The 15,890-nt window shown below is 68.7% G+C and carries 11 protein-coding genes and 2 pseudogenes; 6 read left to right on the top strand and 7 right to left on the bottom strand.

The window, feature by feature from the left end:
- Positions 1–80: 80 nt before the first annotated feature.
- Both ACMTAK_RS02585 and ACMTAK_RS02580 read right to left on the bottom strand, forming a co-directional pair.
- Positions 81–2,894: a helix-turn-helix transcriptional regulator gene (locus ACMTAK_RS02585; RefSeq protein WP_413804613.1), complete on the bottom strand. Its 2,814-nt coding sequence runs from the start codon at positions 2,892–2,894 to the stop codon at positions 81–83.
- Between the two features lie 757 nt (positions 2,895–3,651).
- Positions 3,652–4,431: an FkbM family methyltransferase gene (locus ACMTAK_RS02580; RefSeq protein WP_413804612.1), complete on the bottom strand. Its 780-nt coding sequence runs from the start codon at positions 4,429–4,431 to the stop codon at positions 3,652–3,654.
- 517 nt (positions 4,432–4,948) lie between these two features.
- On the opposite strand from ACMTAK_RS02580, the gene ACMTAK_RS02575 reads away from it, so the two are divergent.
- Positions 4,949–6,178 (top strand): macrolide family glycosyltransferase, encoded by a 1,230-nt coding sequence (locus ACMTAK_RS02575; RefSeq protein ID WP_413812778.1) that lies wholly within the window; start codon positions 4,949–4,951, stop codon positions 6,176–6,178.
- Positions 6,179–6,643: 465 nt separating this feature from the next.
- On the opposite strand, the pseudogene ACMTAK_RS02570 reads toward ACMTAK_RS02575, so the two are convergent.
- Positions 6,644–7,007 (bottom strand): annotated as a pseudogene (locus ACMTAK_RS02570) (integrase); the annotation flags it as partial.
- Between the two features lie 482 nt (positions 7,008–7,489).
- Positions 7,490–7,636, bottom strand: a pseudogene (locus ACMTAK_RS02565) (IS3-like element ISMyma3 family transposase); the annotation flags it as partial.
- A gap of 336 nt (positions 7,637–7,972) precedes the next feature.
- Here ACMTAK_RS02565 and ACMTAK_RS02560 point away from each other — a divergent pair.
- On the top strand, positions 7,973–8,581 hold the full coding sequence (locus ACMTAK_RS02560) for a lactonase family protein (protein WP_413804611.1): 609 nt from the start codon (positions 7,973–7,975) through the stop codon (positions 8,579–8,581).
- Complete coding sequence (locus ACMTAK_RS02555; RefSeq protein ID WP_413804610.1) at positions 8,578–9,141, top strand: lactonase family protein; 564 nt, start codon at positions 8,578–8,580, stop codon at positions 9,139–9,141. Before ACMTAK_RS02560 ends, ACMTAK_RS02555 begins: the two co-directional genes overlap by 4 nt.
- A gap of 204 nt (positions 9,142–9,345) precedes the next feature.
- Here ACMTAK_RS02555 and ACMTAK_RS02550 read toward each other — a convergent pair whose 3' ends face one another.
- Positions 9,346–9,897: a hypothetical protein gene (locus tag ACMTAK_RS02550; protein ID WP_413804609.1), complete on the bottom strand. Its 552-nt coding sequence runs from the start codon at positions 9,895–9,897 to the stop codon at positions 9,346–9,348.
- 821 nt (positions 9,898–10,718) lie between these two features.
- On the opposite strand from ACMTAK_RS02550, the gene ACMTAK_RS02545 reads away from it, so the two are divergent.
- Positions 10,719–13,124 (top strand): glycoside hydrolase family 44 protein, encoded by a 2,406-nt coding sequence (locus tag ACMTAK_RS02545; RefSeq protein WP_413804608.1) that lies wholly within the window; start codon positions 10,719–10,721, stop codon positions 13,122–13,124.
- Complete coding sequence (locus ACMTAK_RS02540; RefSeq protein WP_413804607.1) at positions 13,121–14,254, top strand: glycoside hydrolase family 53 protein; 1,134 nt, start codon at positions 13,121–13,123, stop codon at positions 14,252–14,254. The genes ACMTAK_RS02545 and ACMTAK_RS02540 overlap by 4 nt, the downstream gene beginning before the upstream one ends.
- Positions 14,255–14,373: 119 nt before the next feature.
- Here the strand turns inward: ACMTAK_RS02540 and ACMTAK_RS02535 are convergent, their stop codons facing one another.
- A complete protein-coding gene (locus ACMTAK_RS02535) occupies positions 14,374–14,631 on the bottom strand; it encodes a hypothetical protein (RefSeq protein ID WP_413813267.1) in 258 nt (85 codons plus the stop codon).
- A 386-nt stretch (positions 14,632–15,017) separates the two neighbouring features.
- The gene (locus tag ACMTAK_RS02530) at positions 15,018–15,608 is read right to left on the bottom strand and encodes a TetR/AcrR family transcriptional regulator (protein ID WP_413804606.1); all 591 of its coding nucleotides are present in this window, start codon (positions 15,606–15,608) and stop codon (positions 15,018–15,020) included.
- An 87-nt stretch (positions 15,609–15,695) separates the two neighbouring features.
- Between ACMTAK_RS02530 and ACMTAK_RS02525 the strand changes: the two genes are divergently transcribed.
- On the top strand, positions 15,696–15,857 hold the full coding sequence (locus ACMTAK_RS02525; protein WP_413804605.1) for a hypothetical protein: 162 nt from the start codon (positions 15,696–15,698) through the stop codon (positions 15,855–15,857).
- Positions 15,858–15,890 lie beyond the last annotated feature (33 nt).

The following is a 15,890-nucleotide window of genomic DNA, read 5'->3' as shown; positions in this document are numbered from 1 at the left end:
TGCGCGGGGGCGCACCCGTCCGTCGGGTGTGCCCCCACGCGTGCCGCCACGGCTCACTGCGCTGACCGCCTGTAAGAGCTTCAGGTGTGCCCGCTCGCCGAGTTGTCGAGGGCCTCCCGCAAGCTGCGACGTCCCGGAATGCCCAGCTTGCGGTAGCAATTCGTAAGGTGCTTCTCGGTCATCCGGGATGATATGCCCAGTTGCTCCGAGATCTCCGTATTGCTGCTGCCCTCGGCCGCCAGCCGCGCCACTCTGAGTTCTGCCCGGGTCAGCCGAGATTCTTCCATTTCGGTGCTTGTGTATTCTCTTTGCAGCTTGGCGCTGATTTTCTGCACCATCCAGTCGGCGCCACATTCCATACCCAGGTCGTATGCCCGTTTTAAAGTGTCCGTTGACCGTATCCGGCTCGTTTTCTCGTGGCTTCCCAAGGCGTACAGCGCCCGGCACAGCTCATGGCTGTTGGTGCCCCTCTCCAGTACGGCGACGGCCTCCTCCAGCACTTGGGCCCCCCGGCGTCCGGGGATGATCCGGCCCAGTGCGACGAGTGCGTGGCCCTCCGCCGCCGGGGCGCCCCACTCACGTGCCCGTTCCACCTCCAGCCAAGCGGCACTCAGCGCCTGGTCATGCTCGCCGAGGCGGTGATGCATCAGGGCCGCGCACGAGGACCACGGCAGCAGGATGGGGTTGAGCCATCCGGTCCGCTCCATCAGCTGGCCGGCCGTGCGGAAGTGGGTGAGAGCACTCCGTGGCTCGTGGCGCCGGGCCGCGAGAAGTCCGCGCGCCATGTGCAGGAGAGCGGCCAGACACTGGTTCGTGTGGCTGAGCCGATGACAAGTGAGGAACTCCTCCGCCAACTCCGGCTCTTCGCTGTGCAGCGCGACGATGGCGAGAATGGCGGTGCAGAGCGCGGGCAGACCGCTCGCCTCCGGACCGGCGAGGACTTCGGCCCGCAGCATCTCCTGCTTGGCGTCGGCCACGTTGCCGACGGACAGCGCGATCATGGCCTGTTCGGCCCGTATGACCGCCCTTTCCACCTCCCCGCCCTGGCGGTGCGCCAGTCGGCCGGCCACGCGCAGCCAGTCGGCGATCCCTTCCGTGCGCCCAGCGGCGGCGAGGACGTTCACGGCCAGCGGCAGCGTGGTGTGGACGTGCTCCGGGCCCGGCCGCTCCCGTTCCAGCAACTGGGCACACAAAGCCGCCAATTGATCGGCCGATGTGCTGTTGGTGACGAACGCGATATTCGCCAGCGAGGCGACCAGCTCCCGTTGACCGGCTGTGCGCAGTGGCGGGCGCGGGCCGAGTTCCTTGAACCTGCGCATGGCCTCGGGGATATAGGAGGGGTCATGAGCGGCCAGAGCGTATCTGCGGGCCTCCAGACGCAGGGCCAGCTCGCTGGTCACGGTGTCGTCCGCGCCCGGTCCGTCCAGGCCACCGGCCATGTCGCGCATCAACGAGTCGATGGTGAATTCCGCCGGTTCCATCAGCAGTGGGCCCAGCCGCGTCACGGCGACCGCGCGATCCCGGACGGTGTCGAGCAGCGGTAGGGCCTCGGCGACATGGCGCAGCGCGGACATGGTGGCGAAGCTGCGCTCCGCCGACGCCAGGTCGGTCAGCAGACTCGTGCGGACGGAGCCGACGGCCGAGCTGTCCAGCAGGGCCTGCCGCAGATAGCGTGCCGCGTCGCGGGGCGCGCCCCAGCGCAGTGCGCTGTCCGCGGCCTCGCGGAGAATGCGGACGGCTTCGGGGGTGTGCAGGGCAGGGACGGACAGTAGCTGCTCCGCGGCGACTTCAGCCGGATGCCCCGCTCGGTGCAGGAGCTCCGCGGCCATGCTCCGCATGGCGGTGAGCTCTTCGGTGGGAATGCTGTCCAGCAGGGCGTCCCAGAGCAGCGTTCCACCCGCTCGGGCACCAGACCGCTCGTCGAGGAAGCCCAGGAGCCCCAGCACACGGACCGCCTCCGCGTACCGGTGCGCGTCCAGCCCGGCGAGCTGGGCCGTGACCGGTAGGCCCACGGTCCGGCCGAGCACGGCCAACGCGTTGGCCGTGCGTCGTACGTGATCGGGCTGGGACCGGAGGAAGCCGGCCAGGCGCTGGCACAGGGGTTCGGGGCGCAGCGCCCGGACGGCGTCGGCGTTCGCGGCGGTCGGGCTCAGCCCACGGAACCGCACCTCGTCCATCAGAGACCGCGTCAACAGAGGGTTGCCACCGGATCGCTCATACAGGGCGCCGACGAACTCCTCTTCTGCCGTCGTCTCGAACGCGTCCCCGATCAGGGACCGTGTGCCGATGGGACCGAGGGCGGACAGGACGGTCGTCCGGTCCGCGGTTTCGAGCAGGCTCTTCATAACGGGCCGTTCGGCGCGCACATCGCCCGACAGGACCGAGAACACGAACAGCAGCCGTCGGCTGTGCCGCCGAGCCACTTCCTGAGCCAGCGCCCGCAACGACTCGGTGTCGGCCATGTGCAGATCGTCCACCAGCACGAGCAGGGCTTCGTCCGCCGACACCGTGTCCAGGAGAGACATCAGGCCCTTCGGCGTGTGCTCGGGTGTGGTCCGGAGCACCTGCCCGGGGGCCTTTGCTCTCCCACCAGGCTTGGCCACCACGGCCGTGGTGGCCCGCGACCTCGTGGACCCCGCCGGGACGCCACAGCGGCCGGAGTCCGCCAATTGGCGCACCACACCGAGCGCCAAGCCTTCTTCCGCGGCAGACGCCTGGGCTCTGAGGAGCCCGGTCCGCTCCTCCTGCGCCAGCTGGGCAATTGCTTCCAGGAACGACGATTTGCCCGTGCCCAGCGGGCCTCGGACCACAAGGAGCGATCCGCTTCCGCTTACGGCCTGTCGCAGGGCGGCTGCTGCCTCCGCCAGTTGAGTCCTGCGTTCCTGTAACACCATGCCCTCCTCAATGCGGTAACGCCTGGGCCAGAGGCTTTGGTCGGCTTCTTCGAAGAGGCGCCACCGTCGTTCGGGCGAGGCAGATGGCTGGCGCCGTTTCACCACGGCGGGGACCGGCCTCGCACAGAGGGAACGGGAGCCAACGTCCCAACCCGCCCGGTGGCAGAGGTGGCGTCGGCCGGGACGCTGCGGCCGGAAGCAGCCGAGGCTTGCACGCCTCGGCGTCGCGTCATGGACGCCGGTGCAACTCATCGTCGCGGCCATGGTCCGGTGGTCGCCCAAGCCCATCTGGTCGATGGCGCCAGGAACGGCCTGCCCGCGCCGCTGAACCCGTATGTGCAGCCGCTCGGGCCGTTCGGCCACACCGCTCGTGACCGCGGTGATGGCGGTCAGGTCCGAGACGTTCGCGCACCGGGGAACGCGTCTCCGTCACACCATCCGGGCTCTTGGATGGTGGGCCGCAGGGGCGCCCCGGTGTGCCCCATGAGCGCTGCGGTGGTCCCGCTGGTGAACGGCTTGGGGTCTGCATTCCAGTTCTTGACCCAGGTGCGGATGTCGGCTTGAAGGGTCTGGACGTTCGCGGATCGCACGCAAAGGCATTGAGTCCAGCGAACGGCTGGGCCGTCGCAGGTGGGTGATCGAGCGGCCAAGTGTCCCCAGCCACCAAGGGCAACGGTCTTAAAGCCACCTTCGACACCCCTGGGTGAGCCAACCCTGCGAATGGCTCGGTCTGCCCGACCAAGAAGGTAGGACGGTCTTAATCGCGCTCGCGCGTGGCGTACACCATCGAAGCGCGCAAGACCTCCGGAATGTTGACCGCGCTCTCCGTCGTCACCGTGAATCCCTGGGCGTCGAGAACCCCGAGGACCGCGTCCAGGCGGCCGTCCAGGTCCTGCACCTCGATCACGCACTGCCGCACTCGCTGCCAGTCCGAGGTGTCAAGGCCCTGCATGACCTCCAGCTCCGCGCCCTCCACATCGATCTTGAGCAGGTCGATCGGGCCCTCGGGCGCCCAGTCGCGCAGCTCGTCGGACAGCCGACGCACCTCGGCCTCCACCTCGACACCGCCCATGATGCGGTCCACCGCCTCGTGGCCCATCTGCTCCGCGATCAGCGCTTTATTGAGCTTCTTCTGCTCCGGATACCGCGTGGAGTTCCCGGGCAGCCCGGGGTAATAGGTGAACCTCACCCGCTCCTCGGGCCGTCCGCCCAGCGCTGCCCGCACCACTTCCACGTCCTTCGCGCCGTGGCTGTCCAGGTTCTCCAGGAGCGCCTGGTGGATCGCGGGAATCGGCTCAAACGCCAGGATCCGCGCGCCCGGGCACTCCTGCATGACAAACAGGGAGAACATCCCCACGTTCGCGCCGACGTCCACGATCCGCGCGGAGTCGGGGAGCCGTATACCGTGTTTGAGATAATCGCGTTCGACGAATACCTCGTTGTAGATGAAGTGGATCTCGGAGAAAAGCGCGTCCTTCGGCTGCGGTACGGAGACGGAGAATCCGTCAGCAACCTGAACAGATTCGAGATCGGTCATGCATGCTCCCTGAGTCGTGGATCGCCGTACCCCGTACCCCGTACCCAGTGGAGGTTCTGCCCAAGCCGCGGGCCCGCGCCGACCGTCGCCCCCGGCAGCCGCAAGTACGCCGCCGGACCAGGTCAAACGGGAACCATCCTTCCTTGAGTGGCTCGCCGGGCTCACCCGACGTTGCCGCCTCCCCGGTCCCGCGCCGTTCGTGGAACTCCTCCTGGTCCGGATCGCGACCGGCACAACATGAACACCACGACCGATCGTGACTCCCGCCGGCTGCTCCCTGGCCGACGGCCTGGTCAGCCATTGCACCCCTACGGTCTGTCCGAGCTGATTCAACGACCTCGGCGTCCCCACGACCGCCAGCCGCACCGCGGCGATCCGCCGGCAAGTCCTGGAGTTGCCCGCCCTCGTCGTCGCCGACACGCTCGGCTGGAAGTTGAGGGAGCCGGACTTCGGGCCAGTGTCCAAGACCTGTCCCCGTGGACCGGTGCCCGTGCTCCCCGGCAAGGCACGATTGTCGATGCGTGCCGTCTCAATTAATGTTCGCGCCATGAGCCATCTCGCCATGGTCAGCATCGCCCACCACGGTCACGTGAATCCGAGCCTGGGGATCGTGCGGGAGCTGGTCGCCCGTGGCCACCGGGTCAGCTACGCCATTCCCGACGAGGGCGACTTCGTCGAGAGGGTGCGCGCCACCGGCGCCGAGCCGAGGGTGTGGGAGTCCACGCTGCCCGCCGCCGGGGACGACCCGGAGGCGTGGGGCGAGACCCGGCTCGACCTCTCCGAGCTGTTCCTGCGAGACGCGGTGCAGGCGCTCCCGCAGCTCGCCGCGTTATATCGGGAGGACATCCCCGACCTGGTGCTCAGTGACATCTCCGGCTGGGCAGCACAGGTTCTTGCGCACCGTTGGGGTGTGCCCTACGTGCAGTTCTCCCCCAACCTGGTGCCCTGGGAGGGGTACGAGGAGGAGATCGGCGCGAAGTTGGCGCAGGAGCTGAAGTCCTCCGCGCGTGGCCGCGCCTACTACGCGCGCTGGCACTCCTGGCTCGCCGCGAACGGCCTCGCGGGCACTGACCCGGACACCTTCATGGGCCGCCCCCCGCGTTCGCTCGTCCTCATTCCCCCGGCCCTCCAGCCGTACGCCGACCGGGTGGATACCCGCCGGTACAGCTTCGTCGGCGCCTGCCAGGGCGACCGGGCGGGCCAGGGCGTCTGGCGGCGCCCGGCCGCGGCCGCGGGCAAGCGGGTCGCGCTGGTCTCGCTCGGCTCCAACTTCACCAAGCAGCCCGGCTTCTACCGCGCCTGCGCGGCCGCCTTCGGTGCGCTGCCCGACTGGCATCTGGTGCTCCAGGTGGGCAGGCAGGTCACCGAGCAGGAGCTGGGCACGCTGCCGGACAACGTCGAGGTGCACCCCTGGGTGCCGCAGCTGGACGTGCTGCGGCAGGCCGACCTCTTTGTCACCCACGCCGGGGCCGGCGGCGCCCAGGAGGGCCTGGCCACCGGCACCCCGATGCTCTGCGTGCCGCAGGCCGCCGACCAGTTCGGCAACACCAACAGGCTGGTCCTGCTCGGTGTCGCCGAACACCTCGACACCGCCGACGCCACCCCGGAGGCGCTGCGCGCCGCTGTCCTGCGGCTCGCCGACGACCCGGCCGTCGCCGCGCGCTGCGCCGCGGAGCGGGAGCGGACCGCGGCGGGGGACGGCTCCCGGCGGGCGGCGGACCTGGTGGAGGCGGAGCTGCCCGGCTGACCGGTGTCGATGGCGCGCTTGGCGCCGTAGCCGGTGTCGACGGTGAAGCTGCGGCCCGGATTTCCGGCGGCCCGGTACGCATCCGCCAGGTCCGCCACCGCGGCGAAGTCGTCGAACGCCCCGGTGTTGACGTTCCCGGATTCCACGACCATGATCGTCGATCCGTGGAGCCTGCTCGCCCAGGCCGAGGAAGCGCAGGGCTCGCGGCACGGTGGCGTGGGCGCCGGACTTGACCACGACGGTCAGGCCGCGGGCCTGGACGTCCCAGCCCGCTTCCCTCAGCATTTCGTGACGGGCCGCGGCCAGGCAGTCCGTTGCCGAGTCGGCCCAGCTTGTGCTCAACTCGTTCCTCGTACGCGGCAGGCTGACGGTGCCCTTGCCGGAAATCCCGTCCGGCCAGGTCATGCCGCGTGTCGGTACTCGTGTACTCGTGGAGGGTGCCGCCGAGGCGCTCGTGTCTTCGTATTTGGCCACCTGCCCTACCCAAGAGGCGGTCGGGTGCGCGGTGGCGCCCAGGATCCGGATACGTCGGCTGGCGTGCTCGATGACCGCCAACACGTACGGGCGGGCCCCGGACAAGGTGACCGTTTCCAGGACGTCTCAAGCCGGCAGGGCATCGGCCTGGGAGCTCCGGAAGTCGGCTCAGGTGCTGCAGGCCCGTTCGGGCGCCGGGTCGATTCCGGTCGCCTCTCTCAAGAACTGCCAGAGCGACCAGGGCGCGGTGCCAGCGCAATACCGTGTCGGGACGCACCACCAAGCGCAGTCTGCGCAGCACGTCCCGTGGCAGCCGGTACAGCAGGGCCGCCAGGAACGCACGGTCGACCATCATTCCGTGACGATCGACGGCCGCGCGAAGGCAGGGGGCTGAGCGATTTCCGATGCGGTTCTCTGCACCACCCACACCGCTCCCACCAGGTCGGATGGGTTTTTCGGCAAGCGCAAGGTTCCAGCCGTAGCGGTCAGTCATCACCACGGCCGGCGCCGTCAGTTCCGGCCGCGTCAGGAACAACCGACCCGTCGTCTTCCCACCGTCCCGACCGCGCAGCAGCCTCTCGGCCTGGGCGTAGATCTTCCCGTCGGGGTCGGTGGCCCCAGGAAGGTCACCCGTGGCGGCGATGTGCTCGAGGACCGACCCGATCCGCCAGTCCCGGCTGTCCACGTCCAGTGCCCCCGCCCGGTAGCGGGCCAGCAGCGTGGTGTTCTCCCGGATCCGCAGCAGCGCGGCCCGGAACTGCCGTTCGGCGGCCAGCAGGATCTGGTCGCGCTCCGACGGCCGGTAGGACTGCTCGGACGGCTTGCCCTTGTTCGAAACGACTGCCCTGCGCCCCCGCCCGCGTCCACCTCGGCCTTGCGAACCCACGTCCGCACCGTCTCCGCCGTGCCGATGCCTAGCTTCGCCGCGACTGCCTTCATCGCGGCCCACTCGGTCGGATAGTTCGGACCCATCTCCGCGGCCATGCGCACCGCACGCTCACGAAGCTCAGCAGGATAGGGGGCGGACGTGCCATGACTCGATCCTCTCAGGGAATTGAGCCTCCACCTGACCCGGAGCGGTTCACCTTCGCGCACGAGTCAATGCCCAGGGAACCGGCCCCGGCTCCGGCCAGAACCGGGGCCGAGCGGCAGAACCCCAGATGGGCCCACAAAGCCTCCTGGGGTCTTACGAAGTCATGACGCGCTCACCGAAACGCCGTCGCCTTCCCGCCCGGCTTCCCAGGATGTTCCCGGGTACACCGTCCACGCAGGAGGATTCGAGTAATGAGCAGGCGTCGCAGGTCCCAGACGAAAAGCCGCGTGATCGGCCTCTCGGCCGCCGTGACCACGGTGGCGGCAGCGGTGACGACGTTCAGCCTGGCCAACGCCAGTGAGGAGCACGCCTCGGCCGCCGCGGCCACCGGTGCGGACCACGCGGTGTTCGTCCAGGGCAACGAGGTGTCCGGCAACACCATCCATGCGTTCAAGCGTTCCGACACCGGCGAGCTGAGCGCCGCCGGCAGCTACCGGACCGGTGGAAAGGGTGCTGTTGCCACAGGGGCGCCCACCGACGCGCTCGCTTCGCAGGGTTCCCTGGTGTACGACCCGCGCCATCACATGCTGATCGGTGTGAACGCGGGCAGCGGGTCGGTCACCTCCTTCAGCGTGTCCGGCCAGAAGCTCTCCGACCGCCACTCCGTCTCCTCAGGAGGTGACTTCCCGCTGTCGGTCGCGGTGTACGGCGACACCGCGTACGTACTGAACGGCGGCGGGGAGGCGTCGGTACAGGGTTTCACCATCACCGCGCAGGGTCTGAAGGCCATACCCGGCTCGAAGCGTCTCCTGGGAGTCAAGGGCCCTGCCGTTCCGTCTTCACCGACAACCCCGCCCAGGTCTCGTTCACGCCCGACGGCGAGAACCTGGCCGTGACCCTCAAGTCGACCAATACCATTGAGATGTTCCCCGTGGCGGCCGACGGGGCCCTCGCCAAGAAGGCCGTCTCGAACAAGTCGGCCGGAAACGTCCCCTTCGGCTTCACCTTCGACCAGGGCGGTCGGATGGTCGTCACCGAGGCCGAGAAGTCGACGGTCAGCACGTACAAGGTCGGCACTGAGGGAAAGCTGACCACGGTGACGGCTGCGGTGCCGAACGGGCAGAACACGCTGTGCTGGATCCAGGCAGCGGGTGGTTTCTTCTACGGTGCCAGCACGGGCAACTCGGCGGTGACCGCATATTCCGTGGACTCGGCCGGGGAAGTCGGCGTGGTGGCCAAGCAAGCGGTGCCGCTGTCGGCCGACTCGCGTGGCGCGATCGACATGGCGGCCTCCGCCGATGGTGCCTTCCTCTACGTACAGAACGCCACGACAGGCAACATCGACGGATTCCGGATCGAGGCCAATGGCAAGCTGACCCTGGTCACCAAGGCCACCGAGGGGCTGCCGCGGTTCTCCGCCGACACAGGCGGTATGGAGGGCATCATCGCCACATGATCACGCGAGACGCCCTCAGGCCCGACAAGGCAGACCCGACGTCGGCCCCGTCGTCGAAGTCGGCGGCGCGACCGGACGGTACTGGCGCGCCGCCGTCAACCGGCACACTCCCGCAGGAGTTCGTACTGTCGTGCCTGGCCTAGGTGAGCCGCCTCGGGCCTGGGAGGAGGCTCACCGGCTCACGCCGTCGGACTGGTCGGAGGGTCACCCGAGGTACAGGAGGCTCCAGCTCATGCTGGCCCTGTTCTGGTTCCAGTCGGTGACGGTGACGGCCACCTGGCCATTCAGGTTCAGGTCGTTGTCGTCGAAGGGGCGAATCGCCCGGCCGCCGTAGCCGGTCTGACCGCTCCAGCTCCACTGCTCGTAGCTCTGCAACGGGTTGGTGTAATACGGCTGCAGGTTGACAGGGGTGGGGCTGCCGAGGGGGCCGGTCGTGTTGAGGTCGAGGACCAGGTTCTTTGCCGGGCTGTACAGGTAGAAGTCGTTGTCGGGCCCGCTCTGCTGCCACACGCAGTTGGGGTCGATGGTCATCGTCAGCGGCTTGATCGTCACGTTGGTGCCGACCGGCGAGGCACAGAGCAGCATGCCCGGGTGGCCGGCGTTGGCGATGACGAACTTGCCCGACAGCGCGGGCGGCACCGGTGCGGCGGCGTGCGCGGCCGGCGACGCGGTGATGACGGCGGTGGCGCTCAGGAGGGCGGCCATCATCATGTTGCGCAGTCTGCGCCAGACACTGGTTAACGGGTTCTGGGACACCTGGAACTCCTTCATGGTCGTCTCGACAGGGCGGGCTGCTTGACAGCCCAGGAGTAGTGCAACCTTGGACATTATGGTGTGTACGTGCCACACGCTCCCGGAGTAGTGCAGCCTCGGACAATATGGTGAGTACGTGCCACTCACAAGACCGCCCGGAGTCGAAGCACCCGGAATGCACTAGGCCGCGCCGTCCCCTCCGACGAGGTCACAACCCACCCCAGGCCCCGAGACGATGGTCAACATCACCACCAACGAGCTAAGCCGAACGGGTGACGGGCCGCGCGCGAAGTGTCGAGCAACGTCGCGTGAAGGAACGGCCGCTGATGAAGAGCCTCGCCGCTGAACAGCCCGATGACGCCGTGTTGTGACCAGCCGGTGTGCTCGAAGTTTCCCCGGCAGGAGTCGGGACAGTGCCGCAAGGAGGGCACGGTCGGCCCAGTCGAGACGTGGCTTCGGGTTGCCGCGGAGCGGCACGGCAACCTCATGACGGAGGACGGGCAACTCGACGTCCTTGGCGGCGGAGGAACGCCCGAATGACACAAATCAGCTGAGCAGCCGAGCGATGACCAGGAAGAGCAGGCGCAAGGACGCGAAAGACGATTCTGCCTGGCCTGTGGTGTCTCATCGATTCTCGCTGGTCACGGGGCCGGGCCGAATTCTGGAACCCGACAGGTTCGGTCGAGACGGTTGACACTCCCACGGGGCTCACTGACCATGCGCAGGATGGGAGCGCTCCCACCCCTGCTCCCGTCGCCCTGTTCCCGTCGTCGGCACGGCCGTTGAGAAGGAGACCCACGCGCATGACTTCGAGACCGAGGCGCATGACTCCGAGAGCCGCGCCGGCGGCCGTGGTGCTGCTGGTGGCCGCCGCCGGTCTGGCCGGCCCCCACCAGGTGAGCGCCTTACCGGGTGGGGGAGCGCGGCCCGCCCCCTCCTCCGCCGCACCGGAAGGCCCCGCCCTCAGCGTCGACACCACCACCGGCCGCAAGGCGATCGACCCGCACATCTACGGGATCAACTTCGCCGACGAGGCGCTGGCCAAGGAACTGCGCCTGCCGGTCCGCCGGTGGGGCGGCAACGCCACCACCCGCTACAACTACAAGCTCGACGCGTACAACGCGGGCGCCGACTGGTACTTCGAGAACCTGTACTACGAGAACGGCACCGCGGACCTGCCGAACGGCTCGGAGGCCGACAAGTTCGTCGAGCAGAACCGCCGCACCGCCACCGACACCGTGCTGACCGTGCCGATGAGCGGCTGGACGACAGCGGCGCGCAACGCCGCCTGCGGCTTCAGTATCGCCACATACGGCCCGCAGAAGGCGAACGACGCCCAGTGGCGCCCGGACTGCGGCAACGGTGTGAAGGCCGACGGTACGAACGTCACCGGCAACGACCCAACCGAAACCAGCGTCCCCGCCGGTCCGGAGTTCACCAAGGGCTGGGTGCAGTATCTGAACCGCACCTACGGAGCCGCGGACGACGGCGGCGTGCGCTTCTACAACCTCGACAACGAGCCCGACCTGTGGTGGAGCACCCACCGGGACGTCCACCCGGAGGGCACGGGCTACGACGAGATGCGCGACAGCACCTACGCCACCGCCGCCGCCATCAAGGACGCCGACCCGGGCGCGAAGACCCTCGGCCCGGTCGGCTGGGGCTTCAACTCCCTGGTCTACTCCGGCCTCGACCAGAAGACCTGCGGCGAGAAGGGCGGCGACTGCTGGTCCAACCCGCCCGACCGGGCGGCCCACGGCGGACAGCTGTTCGCCCCCTGGTACCTCCAGCAGATGAAGGCGTACGAGCAGTCGCACGGCCGCCGCATCCTGGACTACTTCGACGAGCACATCTACCCCCAGCAGACCGGGGTGTTCGGCGGCAGCGTGGACGCGGCCACCCAGGCCCTGCGGCTGCGCTCCACACGGCAGCTGTGGGACCCCACGTACGTGGACGAGAGCTGGATCAACCAGCCCGTCCAGTTCATCCCGCGCATGCGCTCCCTGGTCGACGAGAACTATCCGGGCACCAAGCTCGCCATCACCGAGTACAACTGGGGCGCGCTGGACCACATCAACGGGGCCCTCGCCCAGGCCGATGTGCTCGGCATCTTCGGCCGGGAGGGGCTGGACCTCGCCACCCTGTGGGATCCGCCCACGTCCACCGAGCCCGGCGCCTTCGCCTTCCGCATGTTCCGCAACTACGACGGAAACGGCGGTTCCTTCGGCGACACCGCGGTCCACGCCGCCAGCGCCGACCAGGACAAGCTCGCGGTCTACGCGGCCCAGCGCAGCGGCGACAAGGCGCTGACCGTGATCGTCGTGAACAAGACCACCGGTGATCTGACCGCCCCGGTGTCCGTCACCGGCGGTACCGCGCCGGACGGCTCGGCGCAGGTCTACCGGTATGGCCAGGACGATGTCACCGCGATCAAGCACCTGGCCGATCAGCCGCTGACCGACGGCGGTTTCACCACCACTTTCCCGGCCTACTCCATCACCGAGTACGTCCTGCCCGCCGGATCCTCCGAGGCGAAGCCGCCCACCGCGCCCGGCGCCCCGGCCGCCACCGCCGTCGGTTCCGACCGGGCCACCCTCACCTGGGGCGCGTCCACCGCCGGATCGTCCCCGGTGGCGAGCTACCAGGTGTACTCCGGCGACACCGCGGGAGCCCCGGTCGCCACGGTCGACGCCCCCACCACGAGCGCCACCGTCACGGGACTGTCCCCGGCCACCGCCTACACCTTCCGCGTCGTGGCCAAGGACACCGCAGGCCGCAGCTCCCCGCCATCGGCGCCGGTCAGGGTGACCACCGCCGCGGCCCCGGCGGCCACCTGCACGGTCGGCTACACGGTGGGCAACGACTGGGGCACCGGCTTCACGGCCACCGTCACGCTCACCAACAAGGGCCACACCCTCAACGGCTGGCGTCTCGGCTTCTCCTTCACCGGTAACCAGAAGGTGGCAGACGGCTGGAACGGCACCTGGCGCCAGGACGCCACCGCGGTCACCGTCGACGACGCGGGCTGGAACGCCACCCTGGCCACCGGCGGCTCCACCACCGTCGGCTTCAACGGCGCCTACACCGGCGGCAACCCCGCGCCACGTGACTTCACCCTGAACGGCAAGCCCTGCACCGCCCCCGGCACCGTGGCCGCCGCCCATATCGCGGCCCCGGTCGGCCACGCGCCCGGCGCGGCCGCGGTGCCGCATCAGAGGAGGACGCGGTGACCGTGTGCCGACCCGGCCCCGGGCGCCTGCGCACGCTCGAGGTTGCCCTGCTCGCCGCCGTATTCGCCCTGGCCGCTGCCCTGCTCACCGTGCCGGCCGAAGCGTCCGCCGCGAACGCGCTCAGCATGCGCGGCGCCGATGTGTCGACCGCGCAGCGGGCCCTCGACCTCGGCGCCACGTACTACGACGCCAACGGCAACGCCGCGGACCCGCTCGACATCCTCAAGGGCGCCGGGGTGAACTACGTCCGCCTGCGGGTCTGGAACAACCCCGCCAGCGGTTACAACAACAAGGCCAAGGTGCTGGCCTACGCGAAGACGGTCAAGGCCAAGGGCCTGAAGCTGCTGGTGGACTTCCACTACTCGGACACCTGGGCCGACCCGGGCAACCAGCGCAAGCCCGCGGCCTGGGCGAGCCATGGCATCGGCCCGTTGCAGACCGACGTCTACAACTACACGTACGACGTCTGCAACAGCCTCAAGGCCCAGGGCACGGCCCCGGACAGCGTGCAGATCGGCAACGAGATCAACGTCGGCATGCTGTGGAACGACGGCAAGGTGGTCAACGACGACTTCACCAACCTCAGCCTCCTGCTCAAGGCGGGCACAGACGCCACCAAGGCGTGCAACGGCGGCACCAAGGTGATCATCCACACCGCGAACGCGGACAGCGACGCCCATGCGCGCTGGTTCTACGACGGGATCAAGGCGAAGGGCGTCAGCTGGGACATCACCGGGCTGTCGTACTACTGCATGTGGCACGGCACGCTGTCCACCCTGTACGACGTGGTCGCCGACATGAAGTCCCGGTACGGCAAGGACGTGGTCATCGCCGAGACCGCGTACCCCTTCACCACGGCGAACGCCGACAGCACCGGCAACTCGGTCACCTCCGGCTGCTCGGGCTATCCGCTCACCTGGACGGGCCAGGCCGCCAACTTCACCGACGTACAGAACACCGCCCGCAACGCCGGTGCGATCGGTGTCTTCTACTGGGAGCCCACCTGGTACGCGGTCCCGGGCAACGGCTGGGATCCGGCCGACATCAACAACAGCGGGGACGGCTGGGACAACATGGCCGTCTTCAACTGGACCGGGCGACTGAACCCCACGATCAGATGGACCTCATAGCACCGGGCGGGCGACGGGTGACCGCACACATGCTCGATCGCCTGGATATACCGACTCCTGATCACCGGCGAACGACACCTGTGCACCGTCCTCACCACGTACTGCCCTTGCCGGAAACCTCATCCGTGCAGGGTTACGCCGCACGTGTTGCCGAGTTGACGTTTCAGCACCGTGATCTGATGGCGCAGAGCGAGGATCTCCGTGTCCTTGTCCCGGTCGGTCATCGGCAGCAGGCGAAGCATCGCGAACGCGTTCGTCACACCCAGGTAAGCCAGTGGATTCGGCGTGTCAGCGCACCATTCGGCAACTTGGGGACCGAATCGGCGTACCAACCGCGTAGTGACGCTCTCCACATCCACCACCAGCAGCCGTTTCACACGGGTCAGTCTGCCGCTCGCGCGATCTGTGTCCACCGCTTTTCCATCGCTCGCTGTGAACGCGAGCCGACGAGCGAATCGGACCAGATCACGTTGGCGACGTCCGAGGCGGGAAGAGCTACCGGCGTGAGCTTTCGATAGTGGGAGCGGGCAGGTGCTGCACGCTGCCGCCGGGCTTCGGGGGCGGCGGGGGAGGGGCGCGGCGGTCGGGCTGGCAGGCGTTGCCATGAGGCCGGCACGGAGGGGTAGTCGATGTCTTCGATGGCCGTGACCAGGTAAGCGGGGACGCGGAAAACGACCGAATCCCCTTGTTGCGTCGAGTGGCAACGGCCGGGGAAGCCTTGTGTGAAATGTTCGGGCCCGGGCGTCACCCGCCCATGCGTGTCTCAGCTGTTGGTGCCCAGAGTCTGGGACAGTGAGCCGAGGGCCACCTCGACGATGACGCGCAACTGCTGCGCGCTCGCCCCGGTTCTGCTCATGACGGCAAGGGACTGGTTCACGGCCGCGAGGTGGGTCGCGAAGGCGTCGGCCGACTCCTCGTGCAGCCGGCCGGCGTGCAGCGCGTCGCGCAGCCGGGTGTGCTGGAAGCCGATCGCCTCCCGTGCGCGCGCCGTGACACTCGCGCTCAGTACCGGTGCCGCCATGACGGTCTGGGCCACCAGACATCCATCGGGCAGACCGGGATCCGCGATGCGTGCCAGGGTCACGTCGAAGAATGCTTGCACGGCTGCCAGGGGTCGGTCGGCGGCGCAGGACAGCGCGGCGTCGTACTTGTCTCCGTAGCGCGTGGCGTAGCGCTGCAGGCAGCGGATGAAGAGCGCGTCCTTGTCGCCGAAGGAGGCGTATATGGAGCTGCGGTTGAGTCCGGTCGTCCGGCACAGGTCGTCCATCGAGGTGTCCGCGTACCCGGCTTGCCAGAACTGGATCATCGCGGCCTCGAGCACGGTGGCGATGTCGAACTGCTTCTTGCCTGCCATGCCGCACCTCCCTGCTGCTCCGCCCCTGTCTCGTCGACCATCATCCCATCTTGAACCATTCAGTTCAAGATGGGGTACGGTGCAGCCATGGTCATGGCCCGGCACCCCGCACACCTGGCGAAGAAGCAACGCGCACACAGCGCTCGCCTATGCCGTCTCTCCAGCACCGTACTCGCCGCGTTCATCGTGTTCACCGCGCTCGTGGGCCTCGCCCTCGGCCGCGCGCACCGCACCAACCAGCACACCTGACCCGTTCATCACACCGTCACCGCACCCGGCGCA

This window comes from Streptomyces lacaronensis (genome assembly GCF_047337785.1).
Classification (GTDB): Bacteria; Actinomycetota; Actinomycetes; order Streptomycetales; family Streptomycetaceae; genus Streptomyces; species Streptomyces lycopersici.
This window is presented reverse-complemented; position numbering and strand designations above follow the sequence as displayed.